Source organism: Nocardioides sp. (genome assembly GCF_030149505.1).
GTDB lineage: Bacteria > Actinomycetota > Actinomycetes > Propionibacteriales > Nocardioidaceae > Nocardioides.
In genome coordinates this window covers 114,528-132,379 of the sequence record NZ_JASBRN010000012.1, presented here as the reverse complement: position 1 = coordinate 132,379, position 17,852 = coordinate 114,528, and the positions used below count along the sequence as shown (strand labels likewise).

The window sequence follows — 17,852 nt, the reverse complement described above, 5'->3', positions numbered from 1 at the left end:
GCCGCAGGCGGCGCACCACCACAGCACCAGCACCACCCATCCCCCGCACCCTGACCAGAGGAGCACCCGCCGTGAGCGAGGAGCTGAGCCCGGCCGACGAGGCGCGCCTACGACGGCTGCTGGGCCGTGCGCGCCACGACGAGCCGGTCCCCGAGGACGTCGCCGCGCGGCTCGACGACGTCCTCGCCCGGCTCGACGGCGAGGCGCCCCCGCACGACCTGCACGACGACCTGGACGGCTACGCCGCGGCAGCGCGCGCTGCCGGCGCCCCCAGCCCGGCCGCGCCGGCGCGCCGACCGCGCCGCGGCCTGACCCTGCTCGTCGCCGCCGCCGCGGTGGTCGTGGCGGGAGTGGGCGTGGACGCGGTCGTCGACCGCACCGAGAGCGGAGGGGACGCGGCGGCGACCTCGGAGGTGGCCGCCGACGGCGAGCTCGCCGACCCGAGCGAGGGCCGAGCCAGCGACGAGGACCTGGCCGCGCTGGAGTCGGAGGAGCCAGCCGAGGTGTACTCCCTGGACGCCTCCCCCGAGGCGGCGACCGACGGCGGGTCGGTGGCCGGCTCGATGTCGGCCGTCGGGGACGACCTCCTGGCCCTGGGCGGGCGCCTCGTGGAGGTCCAGGAGGCCAGCTTCGCCGACGTCGCCGAGCGGTTGCAGCGACGCCTCGACGGAGCGGGGCGCACCGCCGCCCGCACGCAGGGGTCCGAGCTCCTGCGCGACGCCGCTCCTCGCGTGCAGCGCGCGTGGCAGGGCTGCACCCCGCCCGAGGTCGGCCCCGGCACCCCCGTCGCCGTCCTGTACGACGGCTCGCCGGCCGTCCTGGTCCTGCGACCGGTCGAGGGCGCCACCCAGGTGGCGGCGCTGCTGCAGTGCGGCACCGGCGAGGTCCTGCGCTCGGTCACCCTCCCCGTGCCCTGACCGCCGAGCCGTCACGTCGGAACCGCCGAACCGTCAGATCCGCCACCCCGACCCGGCACTCCCGCACCTCCGACCGCGGTGCGCCCGCGGGCGTCCCCGGGCGCTGGAATGCCGCTCGCCTACGATCGGTTCCACCTCTGTGCGGGCCGTCCGGCGCCGCGCACCGACCCACCGTCATCGTCCGCCGCCGAGGCGGGGAAGGACACGCATGTCCGACGACATCCGCAACGTGATCATTATCGGCTCCGGCCCCTCCGGGTACACCGCTGCCGTCTACGCCGCCCGCGCCAGCCTCCACCCGCTGGTCTTCGAGGGGTCGGTGACCGCGGGAGGTGCGCTGATGAACACCACGGAGGTCGAGAACTTCCCCGGCTTCCGCGACGGCATCATGGGCCCGGCCCTGATGGACGAGATGCGTGCCCAGGCCGAGCGCTTCGGCGCCGAGCTGGTCGCCGACGACGTCATCGAGGTCGAGCTGACCGGCGACGTGAAGGTCGTGCGCACCGCCACCGGTGAGTTCCGCGCCCGCTCGGTCATCCTCGCGACGGGTTCGGGCTACCGCAAGCTCGACCTGCCCAACGAGGACGCGCTGTCGGGCCGGGGCGTCTCGTGGTGCGCCACCTGCGACGGCTTCTTCTTCCGCGAGCAGCACATCGCCGTGGTCGGCGGCGGCGACTCCGCGGTCGAGGAGGCGACCTTCCTGACCCGCTTCGGGTCCAAGGTGTCCCTCATCGTGCGCCGCGACGAGCTGCGCGCCTCCAAGATCATGCAGGAGCGCGCCTTCGCCGACCCCAAGCTGGAGATCATCTGGAACTCCAAGGTCGCCGAGATCGTCGGCGAGGACCGCCTGGAGAAGGTCGTGCTCGAGGACACCGTCACCGGCGAGCGCTCCGACCTCCCGGCGACGGGCCTGTTCATCGCGATCGGCCACGACCCGCGCTCGGAGCTGTTGACCGGGCAGGTCGACCTCGACGACAACGGCTACGTGCTCGTCGAGCACCCCTCGACGATGACCAACCTGCCGGGCGTCTTCGCCTGCGGCGACCTGGTGGACCACCACTACCGCCAGGCCATCACCGCGGCCGGCACCGGCTGCGCCGCCGCCCTCGACGCCGAGCGCTACCTCGGCGAGCTGGAGCACGTCACCTCCAGCACCACGGAGGCCGCCGAGCGCGCCCAGGCCGAGATCAACGCCTGAGCAGTCCCTGGGAACACCGCCGCCGAGCGTGGTGTTCTCCCCGCACGACCCACCCAGCAGTACTGACGAAGGGAGCCCAGTCGTGGGCAACATCGCCGCCGTCACCGACGCCGAGTTCGAGGCGCAGGTGCTCAAGTCCGACAAGCCGGTCCTCGTGGACTTCTGGGCCGAGTGGTGCGGCCCGTGCCGCCAGGTCGCCCCGATCCTGGAGGAGATCGCCGCTGCGCACGGCGACAAGATCACGTTCCTGAAGATGAACGTCGACGAGAACCCCGTGACGCCGAGCTCCTACCGCGTCACCGGCATCCCGACGATCAACGTCTACCAGGGCGGCGAGGTCGTGAAGTCCATCGTCGGCGCCCGCCCCAAGGCGACCCTGCTCAACGAGCTGGCCGACTACACGGCCTGACCTGACGCGCCTGCCTCACCGGTCCCCGTCGTCCGCTGGACGGCGGGGACCGGTGCGTCCGGGCTCCATCGTGGGACGGGTACGCCGGCCGGCCGGACCACCCCGACGAGCCGCTCCAGGGCGGCCTCGACCTCGTCCATCCACGTGACGGTGCTCCGCAGGTCCATCCGCACCCGGGGCACCACGGGGTGGGCCCGGTGGGTGCGGAACCCGGTGCGCAGCCAGAAGTCGACCGGGGCGGTGCATGCGGGCGCACCCGGGCCACGCCGGCCGAAGGCCTCCATCGCCCGGACCCCGCCGCGCGACAGCAGGTCCCGGGCCGTCGCCTGGACCAGCAACCGACCCAGGCCGTGGCCGCGCAGGTCCGGCCGCACCCAGATGTCGGCGACCAGCACCGCGTCGGGCGAGGCCGGTGCGGTCGGCACGGCCGCTGCCCCGGGCAGGAACGCAGGCGGGGCGTAGAGCACCAGCCCGACCGGCTCGGCCTCCAGCACGATCGCCCGCCCGCACGAGCCCCACTCCCGCAGCAGCTCGGACACCCAGGCGTCCTTGGCCTCGACGCGGGACCCCAGGTCGGGGCCGATCCGCTCCCGGCGTACGGCGTCCACGGCCCAGCACAGGCACGACCGGCACGGGGCGTCGTGCGGCGGCAGGCGGTCGAGCAGGTCCAGCGTGAGCGGCACGACCCGACGTCCCACGGTGCACCTCCGCAGCCTCTGCTCCACCCGGGGCGGGGTGAGGACCGCCACACCCCTCGACCCGCCCAGCACCCGGCCAGCGCGTGCGTGCGGGTGCCTCATCGTTCATGCTAGAGGGATCATGGACAGCACCCCCGCGCGCTCGCACGCCCGTCTCGACTCCTTCGTCGACCGGTACGCCGCGCGCACGGCCGGCATGACGGCCTCGGAGATCCGGGCCCTGTTCGCGGTCGCCTCCCGGCCGGAGGTCGTGTCGTTGGCGGGCGGGATGCCCAACATCACCGGGCTGCCGCTCGACGTGGTCGGGCACGCGATCAACGACCTGGTCCTGCAGCACGGGCCGGTGGCGATGCAGTACGGCTCGGGCCAGGGCGTGCCGGAGCTGCGCGAGCAGATCGCCGAGGTGATGCGGCTGGAGGGGATCGAGGCGCACCCCGACGACGTGGTCGTGACCGTCGGCTCCCAGCAGGCCGTGGACCTGGTGACGCGGATCTTCTGCGACCCGGGCGACGTCGTGATCTGCGAGGCGCCGTCGTACGTCGGTGCGCTGGGCGTCTTCCGGGCCTACCAGGCCGAGGTCGTGCACGCCGAGATGGACGCCCACGGGCTGGTGCCGGAGGCGCTCGAGCAGGCGATCGCGGCCACGAAGCGCGCCGGGCGCCGGATCAAGTTCCTCTACACGATCCCGAACTTCCACAACCCCGCCGGCGTGACGATGTCGTTGGAGCGACGCGCGCGCGTCCTGGAGATCTGCCGCCGCGAGGGCGTGCTGGTCCTCGAGGACAACCCCTACGGCCTGCTCGGGTTCGACCAGGAGCCCCTGCGCGCGATGCGTGCGGACGACGCCGACAACGTCATCTACCTCGGGTCGTTCTCCAAGACCTTCGCCCCGGGCTTCCGGGTCGGCTGGGCGCTCGCACCGCACCCCGTGCGCGAGAAGCTCGTGCTGGCCCAGGAGTCCGCGACGCTCTGCCCGCCGCAGTTCTCGCAGATGGCGATCTCGGCGTACCTCTCCGCGCACGACTGGCAGGGCCAGATCAAGCAGTTCCGGGAGATGTACCGCGAGCGCCGCGACGCGATGGTCTCCGCCCTCGACGACCTCATGCCGGCTGGCTGTCGCTGGAACGTCCCGGACGGCGGCTTCTACGTCTGGCTGACCCTCCCGCCCGGCATCGACGCGAAGGCGATGCTGCCGCGTGCCGTGACCGCCCGCGTCGCCTACGTGCCGGGCACCGCCTTCTTCGCCGACGGCTACGGCTCCGGCGCCATGCGGCTGTCCTTCTGCTACCCCACCCCCGAGCGCATCCGTGAGGGCGTACGCCGCCTGGCGGGTGTGCTCGAGGACGAGATCGAGCTCCGGGCGACCTTCGGCGCCTCGCTGGAGCACGAGGGCAACGAGCGCGGCCTGCCCGCGGGGTACGACGCCCCCGGCACCGACGTCAATTGACCCACCGACCCTGCCCGACGCTTCTCGCCCGCTGGCGGCCGGCCGGCGCACCGGCCTCGCGTGGCAGGATCGGCGCGTGCTGGACCTGACGTACCCCCCGATCATCCTCGCCGCCAAGACCGGTTTCCGGCTGCTGGGTCAGCGCTTCGACCTCACCGGGACCGAGCATGTGCCGCGCAAGGGCGGCGTGCTCCTCGCGGTCAACCACGTGGGGTACCTCGACTTCATCTACGGCGGACTGGCGGCGAACCCGTCGGGGCGCAAGGTGCGGTTCATGGCGAAGCGGGAGATCTTCCAGAACGCGGTGGGCGGTCCGGTCATGCGCTCGATGCACCACATCGAGGTCGACCGTGGCGAGGGGCTGGCCTCCTTTCGCACGGCCGTGGACTACCTGAAGCGGGGCGAGGCGGTCGGGATCTTCCCCGAGGCCACGATCTCGCGGTCGTTCGAGATCAAGGACATCAAGACCGGCGCGGTGCGGATCGCGGCCGAGGCCGACGTGCCGCTGGTGCCGGTGATCCTCTGGGGCACCCAGCGCATCTTCACCAAGGACCACGACAGGGACTTCTCCCGCGGGAAGACCATTGCGATCCGGGTTGGGGAGCCCCTGCGCCTCTCCGGTGCGGACCCGGTGGCAGAGACCGCTGAGCTGCGCGCGCGGATGAGCACGATGCTGGAGGAGACGATCGCGGCGTACCCCGCCGCCGAGCAGCCCCCGGGGTCCTGGTGGCTGCCGGCCCGCTTCGGTGGCTCGGCGCCCACGCCGGAGGAGGCGGCCCGGCTCGACGCCGAGGAGCAGCGCCGCCGCGCCGAGGCCCGGCGCGCCAAGGCCGCCGACTCCTGAGGGCGGCCCGCACGAGTCGAAGGTTCAGCTGGCACCAGCTGGACCTTCCGGTCCACGGCTGAACCTTCGCCCGTACGCCGAAAGGTTCAGCTGGTACCAGCCAAGCCTTCCACTGGCGACCTATCAATAAGTCGACAAAGCAATCTATCGCCAGATCGATGAAACGTTAGATCGGCCGATCCGACCGGGTGCGCGGGTCGATGATGTCGATGATGCGTCCCAGGTCCTCCAGCGACGCGAACTCGATCTGCACCTTGCCCTTGCTGCGGCCCAGGTCCACCTTGACCCGGGTCTCCAGACGATCCGAGAGTCGGTCGGCGATCTCGGCCAGTCCGGGGGCGGTCGGCTTCCGGCGTACGACGCGGCCGGCGCCCTCGTCGCCGTGGTCGCCCACCGCCACGATCTCCTCCAGGCCGCGCACGCTGATGCCCTCGGCGACCACGCGCGAGGCAAGGCGGTCCTGCAGCGCGGGGTCGTCCACGGCGAGCAGCGATCGCGCGTGCCCGGCCGAGAGCACGCCTGCGGCCACGCGCCGCTGGACGGCAGGGCTCAGCTTGAGCAGCCGCAGGGTGTTGGAGATCTGCGGGCGGGAGCGGCCGATGCGGGTGGCGAGCTCCTCGTGGGTGCAGCCGAAGTCCTCCAGGAGCTGGGCGTAGGCCGACGCCTCCTCCAGCGGGTTGAGCTGGGAGCGGTGGAGGTTCTCCAGGAGCGCGTCCCGGAGCATGTCGTCGTCCTCGGTCTGGCGCACGATGGCCGGGACGGCCTCGAGGCCAGCCTGCTGGGAGGCCCGCCACCGGCGCTCGCCCATGACCAGCTCGTAGGACTCCGGGCCGGTACGACGCACCACGATCGGCTGGAGCAGCCCGACCTCACGGATGGAGTGCACCAGCTCGGCCATCGCCTCCTCGTCGAAGACGTGGCGCGGCTGGACGGCATTGGGGACGATCTGGCCGATCGGGACCTCGGCGAAGTAGGCGCCGTCCACGGGAGCCAGGTCGACCGCGTCGGCGGCGTCGCCCGACGGAGCGTCGGAGCCGGTCCGGTCGGCGGGTACCGCCCCAGCGCCCGGAGCACCCGGGTCCCCCGCACCCGCGTTCCCATCCGCAGCGGAGCCGGGAGCCGAGGTCGCGGCGGTCGCCTCGGGCGGAGCGGTGGGGATCAGCGAGCCGAGACCGCGGCCCAGACCGCGGCGCGGAGCCGGACGTGCGTTCACTGGGGGGCTCCTCGCTCGGCGATCTCCCGCGCTGCCTCGAGGTAGGACAGCGCTCCCGGGGACCCCGGGTCGTAGGTCATCACTGTCTGGGCGTACGACGGCGCCTCGGACACCCGCACCGAGCGGGGGATGGCGGTGCGGAGCACCTGGTCCCCGAAGTGGTCGCGCACCTCCTCGGCGACACCGGCAGCGAGCCGGGTGCGCGCGTCGTACATCGTCAGCAGGATGGTGGAGACCGCCAGGGACGGGTTGAGGTGCGCCCGGACCATGTCGACGGTCTCGAGCAGCTGGCCCAGGCCCTCGAGCGCGTAGTACTCGGCCTGGATCGGGATGAGCATCTCCTCGCCGGCCACGAGCGCGTTGAGCGTCAGCAGGCCCAGCGACGGCGGGCAGTCGATGAGGACGTAGTCGAAGCGGTCCTCGCCCACGGCCTCGGCGGTCCCGACCCACGGGTGCCCCTGGATCGCCTTGCGGAGCCGGCCCTCGCGGGCGACCACCGAGACCAGCTCGATCTCGGCGCCGGCCAGGTCGATGGTCGCCGGGACCACCCAGAGCCCGTCGACGTCCGGGCACGGCGCCACGACGTCGGTGAGGGGCACGCCGTCGACCAGCGCGTCGTACGTCGAGGGGACGCCGCGCCGGTGCTCGATGTTGAGCGCCGTGGAGGCGTTGCCCTGCGGGTCCAGGTCGATCACGAGCACGCGCTGCCCGAGGGACGCGAGTCCTGCCGCGACGTTGACCGTCGAGGTGGTCTTGCCGACCCCGCCCTTCTGGTTGGCGACCACGAAGACGCGGGTGGCCACGGGCCGGGGAGAGGGGGAGCGCCGGGCAGCACTGCTGCGCAGCGACAAGGAGAACTCCGTCGCGCGAGCCAGGGGCGTGAGGTCGTCGCTCTCGACCGGCTCCATCTCGGCGAGCTCTGCCGCCGTGCGCACCGCGAACGGCCCGCCTCCGCCGCTGTTGCCGGCTTCGCCGGATGTTTCACGTGAAACAGACACCTGTGGAGAACTTTCCTCGATCTGTGGAGAACTCGGCTGGTCGAGCGTGGGACGACCGGTGGAAAACTCGGCACGAGGATCCGTGTCCCCGCTCGGCACAGGACCCTCTCCGGTCACCGGGTGCCCTTCCCGCGTCGACGTCCGCCGGGGCCGGGACGACGCTGTGCTCGCTGACCACGAGGACGAGCGTCCCGGGCGATGCGCCAAGATACCTGCGGCTCGCCGACCCAGGAAACCCGGACCGCCCAGGTGGGGGACTCCAGGACGTCCGCCCCCAGGGCTCGCACCTCGGGATCACCGGTCCCGTGCCGTCGGAGCTCGTCGCGGTGCTGCTCCACCTCGTCGGAGGCGCTCGACCCCTTGAGCGCCACCATCGCACCGCCAGCAGCAACCAAGGGCATGCACCAACCGGCCAGTCGGTCGAGAGGAGCGACGGCCCGTGAGGTCACGACGTCGAAGGACTCGACTCCGTGCAGCTCCTCCGCCCTGGCCCGCACGACCCGCACCGGGACGTCGAGGTCGGAGACCACCTCCTGCAGGAAGGTCGCGCGGCGCAGCAGCGGCTCGACCAGGGTCACCTCCAGGTCGGGGCGCACCAGCGCCAGCACGAGACCGGGCAGACCGGCCCCGCTCCCGATGTCGGCGACCCGGGCACCTGGAGGGATCCACTCGCCGAGCACGGCAGAGTTCAGGACATGCCGGTCCCACAGCCGCGGCACCTCCCGCGGGCCGATGAGGCCCCGCTCGGTCCCGGCGCCGGCCAGCCAGCCGACGTACCGCTCGACGAGCGGGAGCCGCTCAGGCGGGAACACCCCCCGCGCCACCTCGGGCGTGGGGGGTGTTTCACGTGAAACAGCGCCCGGGTCGGGCAGCGCGTCACTCAGGGAGGATCACCACGAACCGCCGGGGCTCCACGCCCTCGGACTCCGACACGAGGCCGGCCTGGGCCACCGCGTCGTGGACGACCTTGCGCTCGAACGGCGACATCGGCTCCAGCGAGACCCGCTCGCCGCGCTCCCGCACCTGAGCCACCGCGTCAGCGGCCACCTTCTCCAGCTCGGCACGCCGCTCGGCGCGGAAGCCGGAGATGTCGAGCATCAACCGGGACCGCTCACCGGTCTCGCGGTACACGGCCAGCCGGGTCAGCTCCTGGAGTGCCTCCAGCACCTCACCGTCGCGTCCCACGAGCTGGGAGAGGTCCGCACCCACGATGGACACCGCAGCACGGTCCCCCTCGACGTCCATGTCGAGGTCACCGTCGAGGTCGGCGATGTCGAGCAGCTCCTCGAGGTAGTCGGCCGCGATCTCGCCCTCGTTCTCGAGCGCCTGGACGCGGTTGCTCACCACGGGCTGGTCCTGCTCGACGTCCGCGGACTGCACGGCGTCGGAGGTCTGGGTCGACTCGCTCACGAGCCGCCTCCCTTCTTCTGGTTCTTCTGGGTCTGGTTCCGGGCAGGAGCCCCCTTCGCGGGGGCGGCCTTCTTCCGGGCGGCCCGCGGCTGCCGCTGGGGCTGCTCACGGCGGACCGGACGGCGCTCCTCCACGACCTCGGGCTCGACCTCGGCCACGACCTCACCACGCTTGAGGGCCTTGGCCCGGTCGCGCTCCTCCTTGGCCTTGGCGGCCGGGGTGCCCGGAGCGGGGTTGTTGCGGATCACGTAGAACTGCTGGCCCATCGTCCACAGGTTCGAGGTCGTCCAGTAGAGGAGGACGCCGATCGGGAAGGCCACGCCACCGAGCCCAAAGGCGACCGGGAGGACGTAGAGCAGCAGCTTCTGCTGCTGCGCGTACGGGCCGGACAGCGCGTCGGCCGGCATGTTCTTGCTCATCAGCTGGCGCTGCGTGAAGAACGTGGTGGCGGTCATGGCGAGCACGAGGAACAGCGCGAGCACCATGACGGCGGCGTCACCGCCTCCCTCGCGCCAGATGCCGGAGCCCCAGAAGCTGTCCGCGATGGGGATCCGACCGAAGAGCTCGGACTCCCCGAAGTTGCGGGCTCGCTCATCGGTCAGGAACCCCCGGCCCACCTCCTTCGAGGCGTTGTTCAGCAGGCTGAACAGCGTGAAGAAGATCGGCATCTGCAGCAGGATCGGCAGGCAGGACGCGAACGGGTTGGTGCCCGAGTCCTTGTAGAGCTTCATCGTCTCCTGCGCGAGACGCTCCCGGTCGTGGCCGTACTTCTTCTGCAGCTCGCGGACCTTCGGCTGGATCAGCTGCATGTTGCGGCTGGCCTTGATCTGACGCACGAAGAGCGGGATCAGCGCCGCGCGGATGACCAGCGTCAGCCCGATGATCGACAGGGCCCACCCGAGGCCCCCGTTCTCGTCCAGGCCGAGCAGGGTGAAGAGCTCGTGCCAGAGGAGCATGACGCCGGAGATGGCGTAGTAGAGCGGTGCGGCCAGGAAGCCGAAGATGTCACCGATGGTTCCCACGGATCAGACTCCTTGTGTGGGGCGGACGTGCGGGGATGGGGTGGGGTGGGGCGGGGTGTCGACGTCCATGGTGCCCTCCGGGTGGCGAGGGGGCACCGGGTCGTAGCCGCCGTCGGACCAGGGGTGGCACCGGCCGAGCCGCCGCACCGCCAGCCAGCTGCCTCGCAGGCTGCCGTGCACGGTGACCGCCTCCAGGGCGTATGCCGAGCAGCTGGGGTGGTAGCGGCAGACCTGGCCGTAGAGCGGGCTGACCACCCTCCGGTAGACGCGCAGGAAGCCGATGAGCAGCAACCGCAGGGGGTCCTTCACGCCGCCATCCTCGTGAGGCAGCCGGACAGGTCCGCCGCCAGCGCGGCGCTGGATGCCTGCGCGGAGGACGGCAGTGCCCGCACCACGAGCACGCAAGAGCCCGGGAGCGAGGACACGTGCTCCCGGGCCAGGTGGCGAAGACGGCGCTTCACACGGTTGCGGACGACGGCGTTGCCCACCGCCCTGCTGACGACGAACCCGACGAGCGGGGGAGCGTCGCCCTCGCGCTGCAGCAGGTGGGTCACCAGCGTGGGCGAGGAGCGACGCGTCCCCCTGCGGGTCGCGAGCCGGAACAGTCCGGCGTCGTCGAGCCGGTGCTCAGCGGGGAGCACGTGGCGGTGCGAGGCGTCGGTCGGCTCAGACCGCGATCGACTTGCGGCCCTTGCGGCGCCGCTGGTTGAGGATCGCGCGCCCCGCGCGGGTGCGCATGCGGAGACGGAAACCGTGCACCTTGTGACGGCGGCGGTTGTTGGGCTGGTACGTGCGCTTGCTCACGACTGCTCTCTCTCGCGGAGGGTTCTGCTGGACGTCTGCGTCGGGCCCGGCGGCGCCGGACCTCCCACCCTGTGATCGGCTGTGCCGACCGGGGCGCCCGCAGGCACCACCGGTACGCGACCTTCGGCCGGCACCGCTCACCCACGTCGCCCCGGCGGCTGCCTGGACGGTCATGGACATGCGGCACCCGTCGACACACAGATCTCCTCGGATGACCGGCCAACGGTACGCGGGCGCGCGACGGAGGGTCAAACCCTCGGCGACGCCACCGGGCACAGGCCGCTCCTGCCGACCCGCAGCCTGTGGAGAACTGGTTGCGCGCCCCCGGGCGCCGGGTTAGGTTCCCCCTCTCGCGGCCCCGCGTCCGCGCCACGTTCGGGCACCACCGCTCCGTCAGTGCCGACGGGCCCGCCCAGGTCGATCCACCGGCTCTGACCTGCGACGACAGCGATGGAGACCGATCCGGCACGGGCACCGGAGCCACGACGGGCCGTATCCCCCGACCCGGGTTCACAGCCTGTGGATCAACTTGTGGAACATGAGCGCGGCACAGCAGCGCACGCGGTGGAGACACCGGCCGCGGCCGTGGCGCGAGACCGACCGACAACCCACCAGACGAGCAGCTCCCCGGACCCGTGAGGGACCCCTCCGACCGGGGCAGGGCGGAGCACCCCCACCGTGGACGACAACCTCTCGGACCTCGCCTCCGCCTGGCACGGCGTGGTCGCGGACCTCCAGCCCAACCAACGCGCGTGGCTGCGAGCCAGCGAGCCGATCACCCTGCACGGGCACACCGCGATCATCGCCGTCCCCAACGACTTCACCCGCCACCAGCTGGAAGGGCGGCTGCGCGCGCAGCTCGAGGACGCGTTGTCGGTGCGCTTCGGCCAGGAGATCCGGATCGCCGTGACGGTGAACCCGGCACTCGAGGACGCCGCTGCTGAAAGCGATATGTCGACTTATAGCCCTGTCGACTCGGCGATCGGCAGTGACGAGGAGGCGCCATCGCTCGCCGCTGCCCCGGCACCCGACCTCGGCCCCGTGCCCCCCGCACCCCGGCGCGAGATGACCCCGAGCCCGCCCGAGCCCCCCGCACCGGTCGACAACGGCGTACGCCCGAACGCCCTGGAGACCCGGCTCAACCCCAAGTACACCTTCGAGACCTTCGTCATCGGCTCGTCCAACCGCTTCCCCCACGCGGCCGCCGTCGCGGTCGCCGAGGCACCGGGCAAGGCCTACAACCCCCTGCTCGTCTACGGCGACTCCGGGCTGGGCAAGACCCACCTGCTCCACGCCATCGGTCACTACGTCCGTTCGCTCTACAACGGCGCCAAGGTGCGCTACGTCTCGAGCGAGGAGTTCACCAACGAGTTCATCAACGCGATCCGCGACGACCGCCAGGACCGCTTCAAGCGCCGCTACCGCGACGTCGACGTGCTGCTGATCGACGACATCCAGTTCCTGGAGGGGAAGACCCAGACGCAGGAGGAGTTCTTCCACACCTTCAACACCCTCCACAACGCCAACAAGCAGATCGTGCTGACCTCCGACCGGGCGCCCAAGCGCCTCGAGGCCCTGGAGGACCGGCTGCGCAACCGGTTCGAGTGGGGACTGATCACCGACGTCCAGCCGCCCGACCTCGAGACCCGCATCGCCATCCTGCGCAAGAAGGCCGCGATGGACCGGCTGACCGCGCCCCCGGACGTCCTGGAGTTCATCGCCTCCAAGATCCAGACCAACATCCGCGAGCTCGAGGGGGCGCTGATCCGCGTCACCGCCTTCGCCAACCTCAACCGCCAGGAGGTCGACATGACCCTGGCCGAGATCGTGCTCAAGGACCTGATCCCCGAGGGGGGCGAGCCCGAGATCACCGCCGGGCTGATCATCGCCCAGACGGCGGCCTACTTCGGGCTGACCATCGACGAGCTGACGGGCCCCAGCCGCGGTCGGCACCTCGTGATGGCACGCCAGATCGCGATGTACCTGTGCCGCGAGCTCACCGACCTCTCGCTGCCCAAGATCGGCGCGCAGTTCGGCAACCGCGACCACACGACGGTGATGTACGCCGACCGCAAGATCAACCAGCTGCTCGCCGAGCGCCGGGCCGTCTTCAACCAGGTCTCCGAGCTGACGAACCGCGTGAAGATGCAGGCACGCCAGGCCTGAACGGGTCGACTCGTCCTGGCCCGGAACGTGTCGTCCGTGCCTGTGGACGACGAGCGGATCCACCCCGAATTACACGGGGAGGATCTGTGGACCGGATCGCGTCCCGTCCACGACCCCTTCCCCACTGCACAGGCCGGGGCCCGGAACCACACCACTCCTCCCCACCCCCTGTGCACTCGCTTTCCTCCGCACGACCTGCACGAACGCCGATCGTCCACAGAGTCCACAGCTCCTATGACTCCTCTGGACCCTTGACCATCCCGATTCCCCGTGGAACTCCTCCCGGGCCCCTCCCTGGGGAAAACCCACCAGCGCTCCCCTCCGGTGGGGGCGCGTGGCAGGATGCGACTCCCCGTCACCCCGGGTCCCCTGCCGTGCCCCACGCCCGGCTCCCCCTGCCCGGCCCCGCGCCCCTCCTGCCGAAGGACTGACACCGTGAAGTTCCGCGTCGAACGAGACGTGCTGGCCGATGCCGTCGCCTGGGCGGCACGCAACCTGCCCGTGCGACCGAGCGTCCCCGTCCTCGCCGGCCTGCTCATCGAGGCCGACGACCAGGGGCTGGTCCTGTCCAGCTTCGACTACGAGACCTCCGCACGCGCGACCCTGCACGCCGACGTCCACGACCCGGGGCGTGCCCTGGTCAGCGGCCGGCTGCTCGCCGACATCTGCCGCAGCCTCCCCGCCAAGCCGGTCGAGATGACGCTCGACGGCGCCCGGGTCCAGCTCACCTGTGGCTCGGCTCGCTTCAGCCTCCAGACCATGCCGGTCGAGGAGTACCCCACGCTGCCCGCCATGCCCCAGGCCACCGGCACCGTCCCCAGCGAGCTCTTCAGCCACGCCGTCGCCCAGGCGGTCACCGCCGCGGGACGCGACGACATGCTGCCCGTGCTCACCGGCGTCCGACTCGAGATCGACGGCTCCACGATCTCGCTGCTGGCCACCGACCGCTTCCGGCTCTCCCAGCGCGAGCTCACCTGGGACCCGCGCACCCCCGACGAGACCCTCGCCGCGCTCGTGCCGGCCAAGGTCCTCGCCGACACCGCCAAGTCGCTGACCGCCGGCGCCGAGATCGCCATCGCGCTCAGCGCGAGCGGGGCGGGCGACGGCCTGATCGGCTTCGAGGGCGCAGGACCCGGCGGCATGCGTCGTACGACCACGCGCCTGCTCGACGGGGAGTTCCCCAAGGTCCGCAGCCTCTTCCCCTCCGAGCACCTCACGCTGGCCACGGTCGACAAGGCCGCGCTGGTGGAGTCGGTCAAGCGCGTCTCGCTCGTGGCCGAGCGCAACACCGCCGTCCAGCTCGCCTTCTCGGACGGTGTGCTCACCCTCGACGCGGGCTCCGGCGACGAGGCCCAGGCCTCGGAGTCGGTCGAGGCCGTCGTGACCGGCGACGACCTGACCACCGGCTTCAACCCCCAGTTCCTGCTCGACGGGCTCACCGCCATCGACCAGCCCACGGTCCAGCTCGCCTTCACCCAGGCCTCGAAGCCCGTGGTGATCTCGGGCGTGACCGACGACGACAGCGACCCGGGGTTCCGCTACCTCCTCATGCCCCGCCGCCTGCTCTCCTGAGCGCGCCCGAGCATCCCGCCTGGGCACGCTCACACCACACCGGCCAGCCCCTCACCCGCCTGACGGACCCCCATCGCTCGTACGGGTCCTAGGCTGCTCGGTATGGATATCGGACTCGTCGGACTCGGGAAGATGGGCGGCAACATGCGCACCCGCCTGCGCAACGCCGGACACACGGTCGTGGGCTTCGACCACGACCCCGACAAGCGGGACGTCGACTCCCTCGAGGCGCTGGTCGAGGCGCTGCCCTCCCCCAAGGTCGTGTGGGTGATGGTGCCCTCCGGCGCTCCCACCCACGAGACCATCGAGCGGCTCGGCGAGCTGCTCGGCGAGGGCGACCTCGTCGTCGACGGCGGCAACTCGCGCTGGACCGACGACCAGGCACACGCGGCGATGCTCGCCGAGAAGGGCATCGGCTTCGTCGACTGCGGGGTGTCCGGCGGGGTCTGGGGCCTGGAGAACGGGTACGCCCTGATGTACGGCGGCACCGCCGAGGACGTCGCCAAGGTCCAGCCGGCCCTCGACGCCCTCAAGCCCGAGGGCGAGCTGGGCGCCGTCCACGCCGGCAAGGTGGGCGCCGGCCACTTCTCCAAGATGGTCCACAACGGCATCGAGTACGCCGTCATGCAGTCCTACGCCGAGGGCTGGGAGCTGCTCCAGGCCGTCGACGTCGTCGACAACACCACCGAGGTCTTCCGCTCCTGGCGCGAGGGGACCGTCATCCGCTCCTGGCTGCTCGACCTGCTGGTGGCCGCGCTCGACGAGGACCCGGGCCTGGCGTCGATCCGCGGCTACGCCGACGACTCCGGCGAGGGACGTTGGACCGTCGAGGCCGGCATCGAGAACGCCGTCGCGACCCCCGCCATCACGGCGGCGCTCTACGCCCGGTTCGTCTCCCGCCAGGAGGACTCCCCCGCGATGAAGGCGGTCGCGGCGATGCGCAACCAGTTCGGCGGGCACGCGACCCAGGCCGCCTCCGGCGGGGAGCCCGGCCCGGAACCCGACCTGGCGTGACGTGCACGTCTCGCACCTGACGCTGCACGACTTCCGCTCCTACCCCACCGCGGAGGTCCCGCTCGAGCCGGGCGTCACCGCCTTCGTGGGTCGCAACGGCCAGGGCAAGACCAACCTGGTCGAGGCGATCGACTACCTCTCCCGGCTCAGCTCGCACCGGGTCGCCAGCGACGCCCCGCTGGTGCGTGCCGGGGCCGAGCGGGCCGTCGTGCGGGCCGCCGTGGTGCGCGACGGCCGCACCGCGGTCCTGGAGGTGGAGATCAACCCCGGTCGCAGCAACCGGGCCAAGGTCAACCGCTCCCCGCTCCCCCGGGCGCGCGAGCTGGTCGGCCTCGTGCGCACCGTGGTCTTCGCCCCTGACGACCTCACCCTGGTCAAGGGCGACCCCTCGGACCGGAGGAAGTTCCTCGACGACCTCCTGGTGCTGCGCGCCCCGCGCCTGGCGGGCGTGCGGTCCGACTACGACCGGATCCTGCGCCAGCGCAACACGCTGCTGAAGACCGCCGGCGCCGCCCGCCGCGGCAGCACGTCCGCCGAGGGCGCGCTCGCGACGCTGTCGGTCTGGGACTCCCACCTGGCCCGCACCGGTGCGGAGCTGCTCTCCGAGCGGCTGCGACTGGTCGAGGCGCTGCGTCCGTACGTCGTCGCGGCGTACGCCGCCGTGGCGCAGGGGGCCGGACGCGACGCCGCCGACGTGGAGTACCGCCCGAGCCTGGAGCTGCCCGACCGCGCCTGGGAGCTCGGGGTGGACGACCTCGCCGAGCGCCTGCTGGTGGAGGTCGAGGCGCGACGTCGGGACGAGCTCGACCGTGGGCTGTCCCTGGTCGGGCCGCACCGCGACGAGCTGCTGCTCACCCTCGGACCCGCGGAGGTCGCTGCCACGGAGCCGCCCGGACCGGTGGACGGGGACGGTGACACGGGTGAGCAGACCGGCGAGCAGACCGGCGAGCAGACCGGGGCGGTCGCGGTCCGGCTGCCGGTGAAGGGCTACGCCTCGCACGGGGAGTCGTGGTCCTTCGCGCTCGCCCTGCGGCTGGCGTCGTACGACCTGCTGCGCTCCGAGGGCGACGACCCGATCCTCGTGCTCGACGACGTCTTCGCCGAGCTGGACTCGCAGCGGCGCGAGCAGCTGGCGGCACTGGTGGCCGGCGCGGAGCAGGTGCTCGTCACCGCCGCGGTCCCCGAGGACGTGCCTGCCGCGCTCCGGGGCGTCCGGTTCCTCGTCGCGGGAGGCCAGGTCACCCGTGACGACTGAGCACCCCACGACGCCGGACCCGGACCACGGGTCGCCCGAGGGCCCCCCGGGCCGGTCCGCCCTGCCCCCCGAGCGCGACCACGGCCCGGACCTGGACGACCTGCCGGCCACGGACCTCCCGCACTCCGACGACGGGCTGGACCTGGCTCGCCGCACGGCGAAGGCCGTGGCCGGGGCGTCCGCGGGTGGCATCCGGCGGCCGAAGCGCAGGCGGCGCCAGGGCGGCGACGCTCCTCGCCCCGCGCCGGGCGACGACCGGGACCCGCAGCTGCTCGACAGCACGCTGGCCCGCCTCGTCGCCGACCACGGCTGGGCCCTGGACCTCCGGGTGCGCGGTGTCTTCGCGCGCTGGCCGGAGCTGGTCGGGGACGAGGTCGCGGCGCACTGCACCCCGGAGACGTTCGCCGACGGCCGCCTGGTCGTGCGCACCGACTCCACCGCCTGGGCCACCCAGCTCACGCTGCTCGCCCCGCAGTTGGTGCGCCGGCTCAACGAGGACCTGGGCGCGGGCACGGTCACCGTGATCGAGGTCCTCGGCCCGCACCTGCCCACCTGGCGCAAGGGCCCCCGGTCGGTGCGGGACGGGCGCGGGCCCCGCGACACCTACGGGTGACGAGGACGCGCCAGCGGACTCGTCGATCGGTGGTCGAGCGAGCGGCACGGCTGAGCCTGCGAAGCCGTGACCCGCGTGTCGAGACCGAGGACGCGTCAGCGGAATCGCTGGTGGTGGTCGAGCGAGCGGCACGGCTGAGCCTGCAAGCCGTGACCCGCGGGTCGAGACCGGTCAGCTGGCCAGGGGGCTCGAGGTCGGGCGCACGAGCGCGCAGCAGCCGACCTGGCCGGCCCTCCGGCGTACGGACCCTTGTCCCGACCCCTGCGAGGCGC

19 protein-coding genes are annotated in these 17,852 nt (G+C 72.4%); 10 read left to right on the top strand and 9 right to left on the bottom strand.

Features of this window, described 5'->3' with window-relative positions; translation table 11 throughout:
- Nucleotides 1-71: 71 nt before the first annotated feature.
- The 3 genes from Q1V71_RS02300 (at nt 72) to trxA (ending at nt 2,524) form a co-directional block, all read left to right on the top strand.
- Nucleotides 72-917, top strand: coding sequence for a hypothetical protein (locus Q1V71_RS02300; RefSeq protein WP_300640188.1), 846 nt, complete (start codon nt 72-74; stop codon nt 915-917).
- Between the two features lie 208 nt (nt 918-1,125).
- The gene (trxB, locus tag Q1V71_RS02295) at nt 1,126-2,115 is read left to right on the top strand and encodes a thioredoxin-disulfide reductase (protein ID WP_300640185.1); all 990 of its coding nucleotides are present in this window, start codon (nt 1,126-1,128) and stop codon (nt 2,113-2,115) included.
- 82 nt (nt 2,116-2,197) lie between these two features.
- A complete protein-coding gene (gene trxA, locus Q1V71_RS02290) occupies nt 2,198-2,524 on the top strand; it encodes a thioredoxin (RefSeq protein ID WP_300640182.1) in 327 nt (108 codons plus the stop codon).
- Here trxA and Q1V71_RS02285 read toward each other — a convergent pair.
- On the bottom strand, nt 2,512-3,222 hold the full coding sequence (locus tag Q1V71_RS02285) for a GNAT family N-acetyltransferase (RefSeq protein ID WP_300640179.1): 711 nt from the start codon (nt 3,220-3,222) through the stop codon (nt 2,512-2,514). The genes trxA and Q1V71_RS02285 overlap by 13 nt on opposite strands.
- Nucleotides 3,223-3,343: 121 nt before the next feature.
- Here Q1V71_RS02285 and Q1V71_RS02280 point away from each other — a divergent pair, with 121 nt between their 5' ends.
- Both Q1V71_RS02280 and Q1V71_RS02275 read left to right on the top strand, forming a co-directional pair.
- Nucleotides 3,344-4,669 carry a PLP-dependent aminotransferase family protein gene (locus Q1V71_RS02280; protein ID WP_300640176.1) on the top strand — a complete coding sequence of 442 codons (1,326 nt, stop codon included), beginning with the start codon at nt 3,344-3,346 and terminating at the stop codon, nt 4,667-4,669.
- A gap of 76 nt (nt 4,670-4,745) precedes the next feature.
- Nucleotides 4,746-5,513: a 1-acyl-sn-glycerol-3-phosphate acyltransferase gene (locus Q1V71_RS02275; protein ID WP_300640173.1), complete on the top strand. Its 768-nt coding sequence runs from the start codon at nt 4,746-4,748 to the stop codon at nt 5,511-5,513.
- 166 nt (nt 5,514-5,679) lie between these two features.
- Here the strand turns inward: Q1V71_RS02275 and Q1V71_RS02270 are convergent, their stop codons facing one another.
- From Q1V71_RS02270 to rpmH, 8 genes are all read right to left on the bottom strand, one after another.
- Nucleotides 5,680-6,726 (bottom strand): ParB/RepB/Spo0J family partition protein, encoded by a 1,047-nt coding sequence (locus Q1V71_RS02270; RefSeq protein ID WP_300640170.1) that lies wholly within the window; start codon nt 6,724-6,726, stop codon nt 5,680-5,682.
- Nucleotides 6,723-7,661: a ParA family protein gene (locus Q1V71_RS02265; RefSeq protein ID WP_300640166.1), complete on the bottom strand. Its 939-nt coding sequence runs from the start codon at nt 7,659-7,661 to the stop codon at nt 6,723-6,725. Before Q1V71_RS02265 ends, Q1V71_RS02270 begins: the two co-directional genes overlap by 4 nt.
- A 176-nt stretch (nt 7,662-7,837) precedes the next feature.
- Complete coding sequence (gene rsmG / locus Q1V71_RS02260; RefSeq protein WP_300640163.1) at nt 7,838-8,536, bottom strand: 16S rRNA (guanine(527)-N(7))-methyltransferase RsmG; 699 nt, start codon at nt 8,534-8,536, stop codon at nt 7,838-7,840.
- 64 nt (nt 8,537-8,600) lie between these two features.
- On the bottom strand, nt 8,601-9,104 hold the full coding sequence (locus Q1V71_RS02255) for a R3H domain-containing nucleic acid-binding protein (protein ID WP_300640259.1): 504 nt from the start codon (nt 9,102-9,104) through the stop codon (nt 8,601-8,603).
- A gap of 26 nt (nt 9,105-9,130) precedes the next feature.
- Entirely contained in the window at nt 9,131-10,156 is a 1,026-nt protein-coding gene (yidC, locus tag Q1V71_RS02250) for a membrane protein insertase YidC (protein WP_300640160.1), read from the bottom strand.
- 3 nt (nt 10,157-10,159) lie between these two features.
- Nucleotides 10,160-10,465, bottom strand: coding sequence for a membrane protein insertion efficiency factor YidD (gene yidD / locus Q1V71_RS02245; protein ID WP_300640157.1), 306 nt, complete (start codon nt 10,463-10,465; stop codon nt 10,160-10,162).
- The gene (rnpA, locus tag Q1V71_RS02240) at nt 10,462-10,797 is read right to left on the bottom strand and encodes a ribonuclease P protein component (RefSeq protein WP_300640154.1); all 336 of its coding nucleotides are present in this window, start codon (nt 10,795-10,797) and stop codon (nt 10,462-10,464) included. The genes yidD and rnpA overlap by 4 nt, the downstream gene beginning before the upstream one ends.
- A 25-nt stretch (nt 10,798-10,822) precedes the next feature.
- Nucleotides 10,823-10,960 (bottom strand): 50S ribosomal protein L34, encoded by a 138-nt coding sequence (gene rpmH, locus Q1V71_RS02235; RefSeq protein WP_300640151.1) that lies wholly within the window; start codon nt 10,958-10,960, stop codon nt 10,823-10,825.
- 720 nt (nt 10,961-11,680) lie between these two features.
- On the opposite strand from rpmH, the gene dnaA reads away from it, so the two are divergent.
- From dnaA to Q1V71_RS02210, 5 genes are all read left to right on the top strand, one after another.
- On the top strand, nt 11,681-13,126 hold the full coding sequence (gene dnaA / locus Q1V71_RS02230; RefSeq protein ID WP_300640256.1) for a chromosomal replication initiator protein DnaA: 1,446 nt from the start codon (nt 11,681-11,683) through the stop codon (nt 13,124-13,126).
- A gap of 435 nt (nt 13,127-13,561) precedes the next feature.
- On the top strand, nt 13,562-14,698 hold the full coding sequence (dnaN, locus tag Q1V71_RS02225; RefSeq protein WP_300640148.1) for a DNA polymerase III subunit beta: 1,137 nt from the start codon (nt 13,562-13,564) through the stop codon (nt 14,696-14,698).
- Nucleotides 14,699-14,770: 72 nt separating this feature from the next.
- Nucleotides 14,771-15,712: a phosphogluconate dehydrogenase (NAD(+)-dependent, decarboxylating) gene (gene gnd / locus Q1V71_RS02220; RefSeq protein WP_367280116.1), complete on the top strand. Its 942-nt coding sequence runs from the start codon at nt 14,771-14,773 to the stop codon at nt 15,710-15,712.
- Nucleotide 15,713: 1 nt separating this feature from the next.
- Complete coding sequence (gene recF, locus Q1V71_RS02215) at nt 15,714-16,967, top strand: DNA replication/repair protein RecF (protein ID WP_300640144.1); 1,254 nt, start codon at nt 15,714-15,716, stop codon at nt 16,965-16,967.
- A complete protein-coding gene (locus tag Q1V71_RS02210) occupies nt 16,957-17,580 on the top strand; it encodes a DUF721 domain-containing protein (RefSeq protein ID WP_300640141.1) in 624 nt (207 codons plus the stop codon). The genes recF and Q1V71_RS02210 overlap by 11 nt, the downstream gene beginning before the upstream one ends.
- The last annotated feature ends 272 nt before the right edge of the window (nt 17,581-17,852 follow it).

Excerpts from the sequence above, each read along its gene's own strand:
- trxB (WP_300640185.1), top strand. The coding sequence starts at position 1,126 with ATGTCCGACGACATCCGCAACGTGATCATTATCGGCTCCGGCCCCTCC.
- Q1V71_RS02280 (WP_300640176.1), top strand. The coding sequence starts at position 3,344 with ATGGACAGCACCCCCGCGCGCTCGCACGCCCGTCTCGACTCCTTCGTC.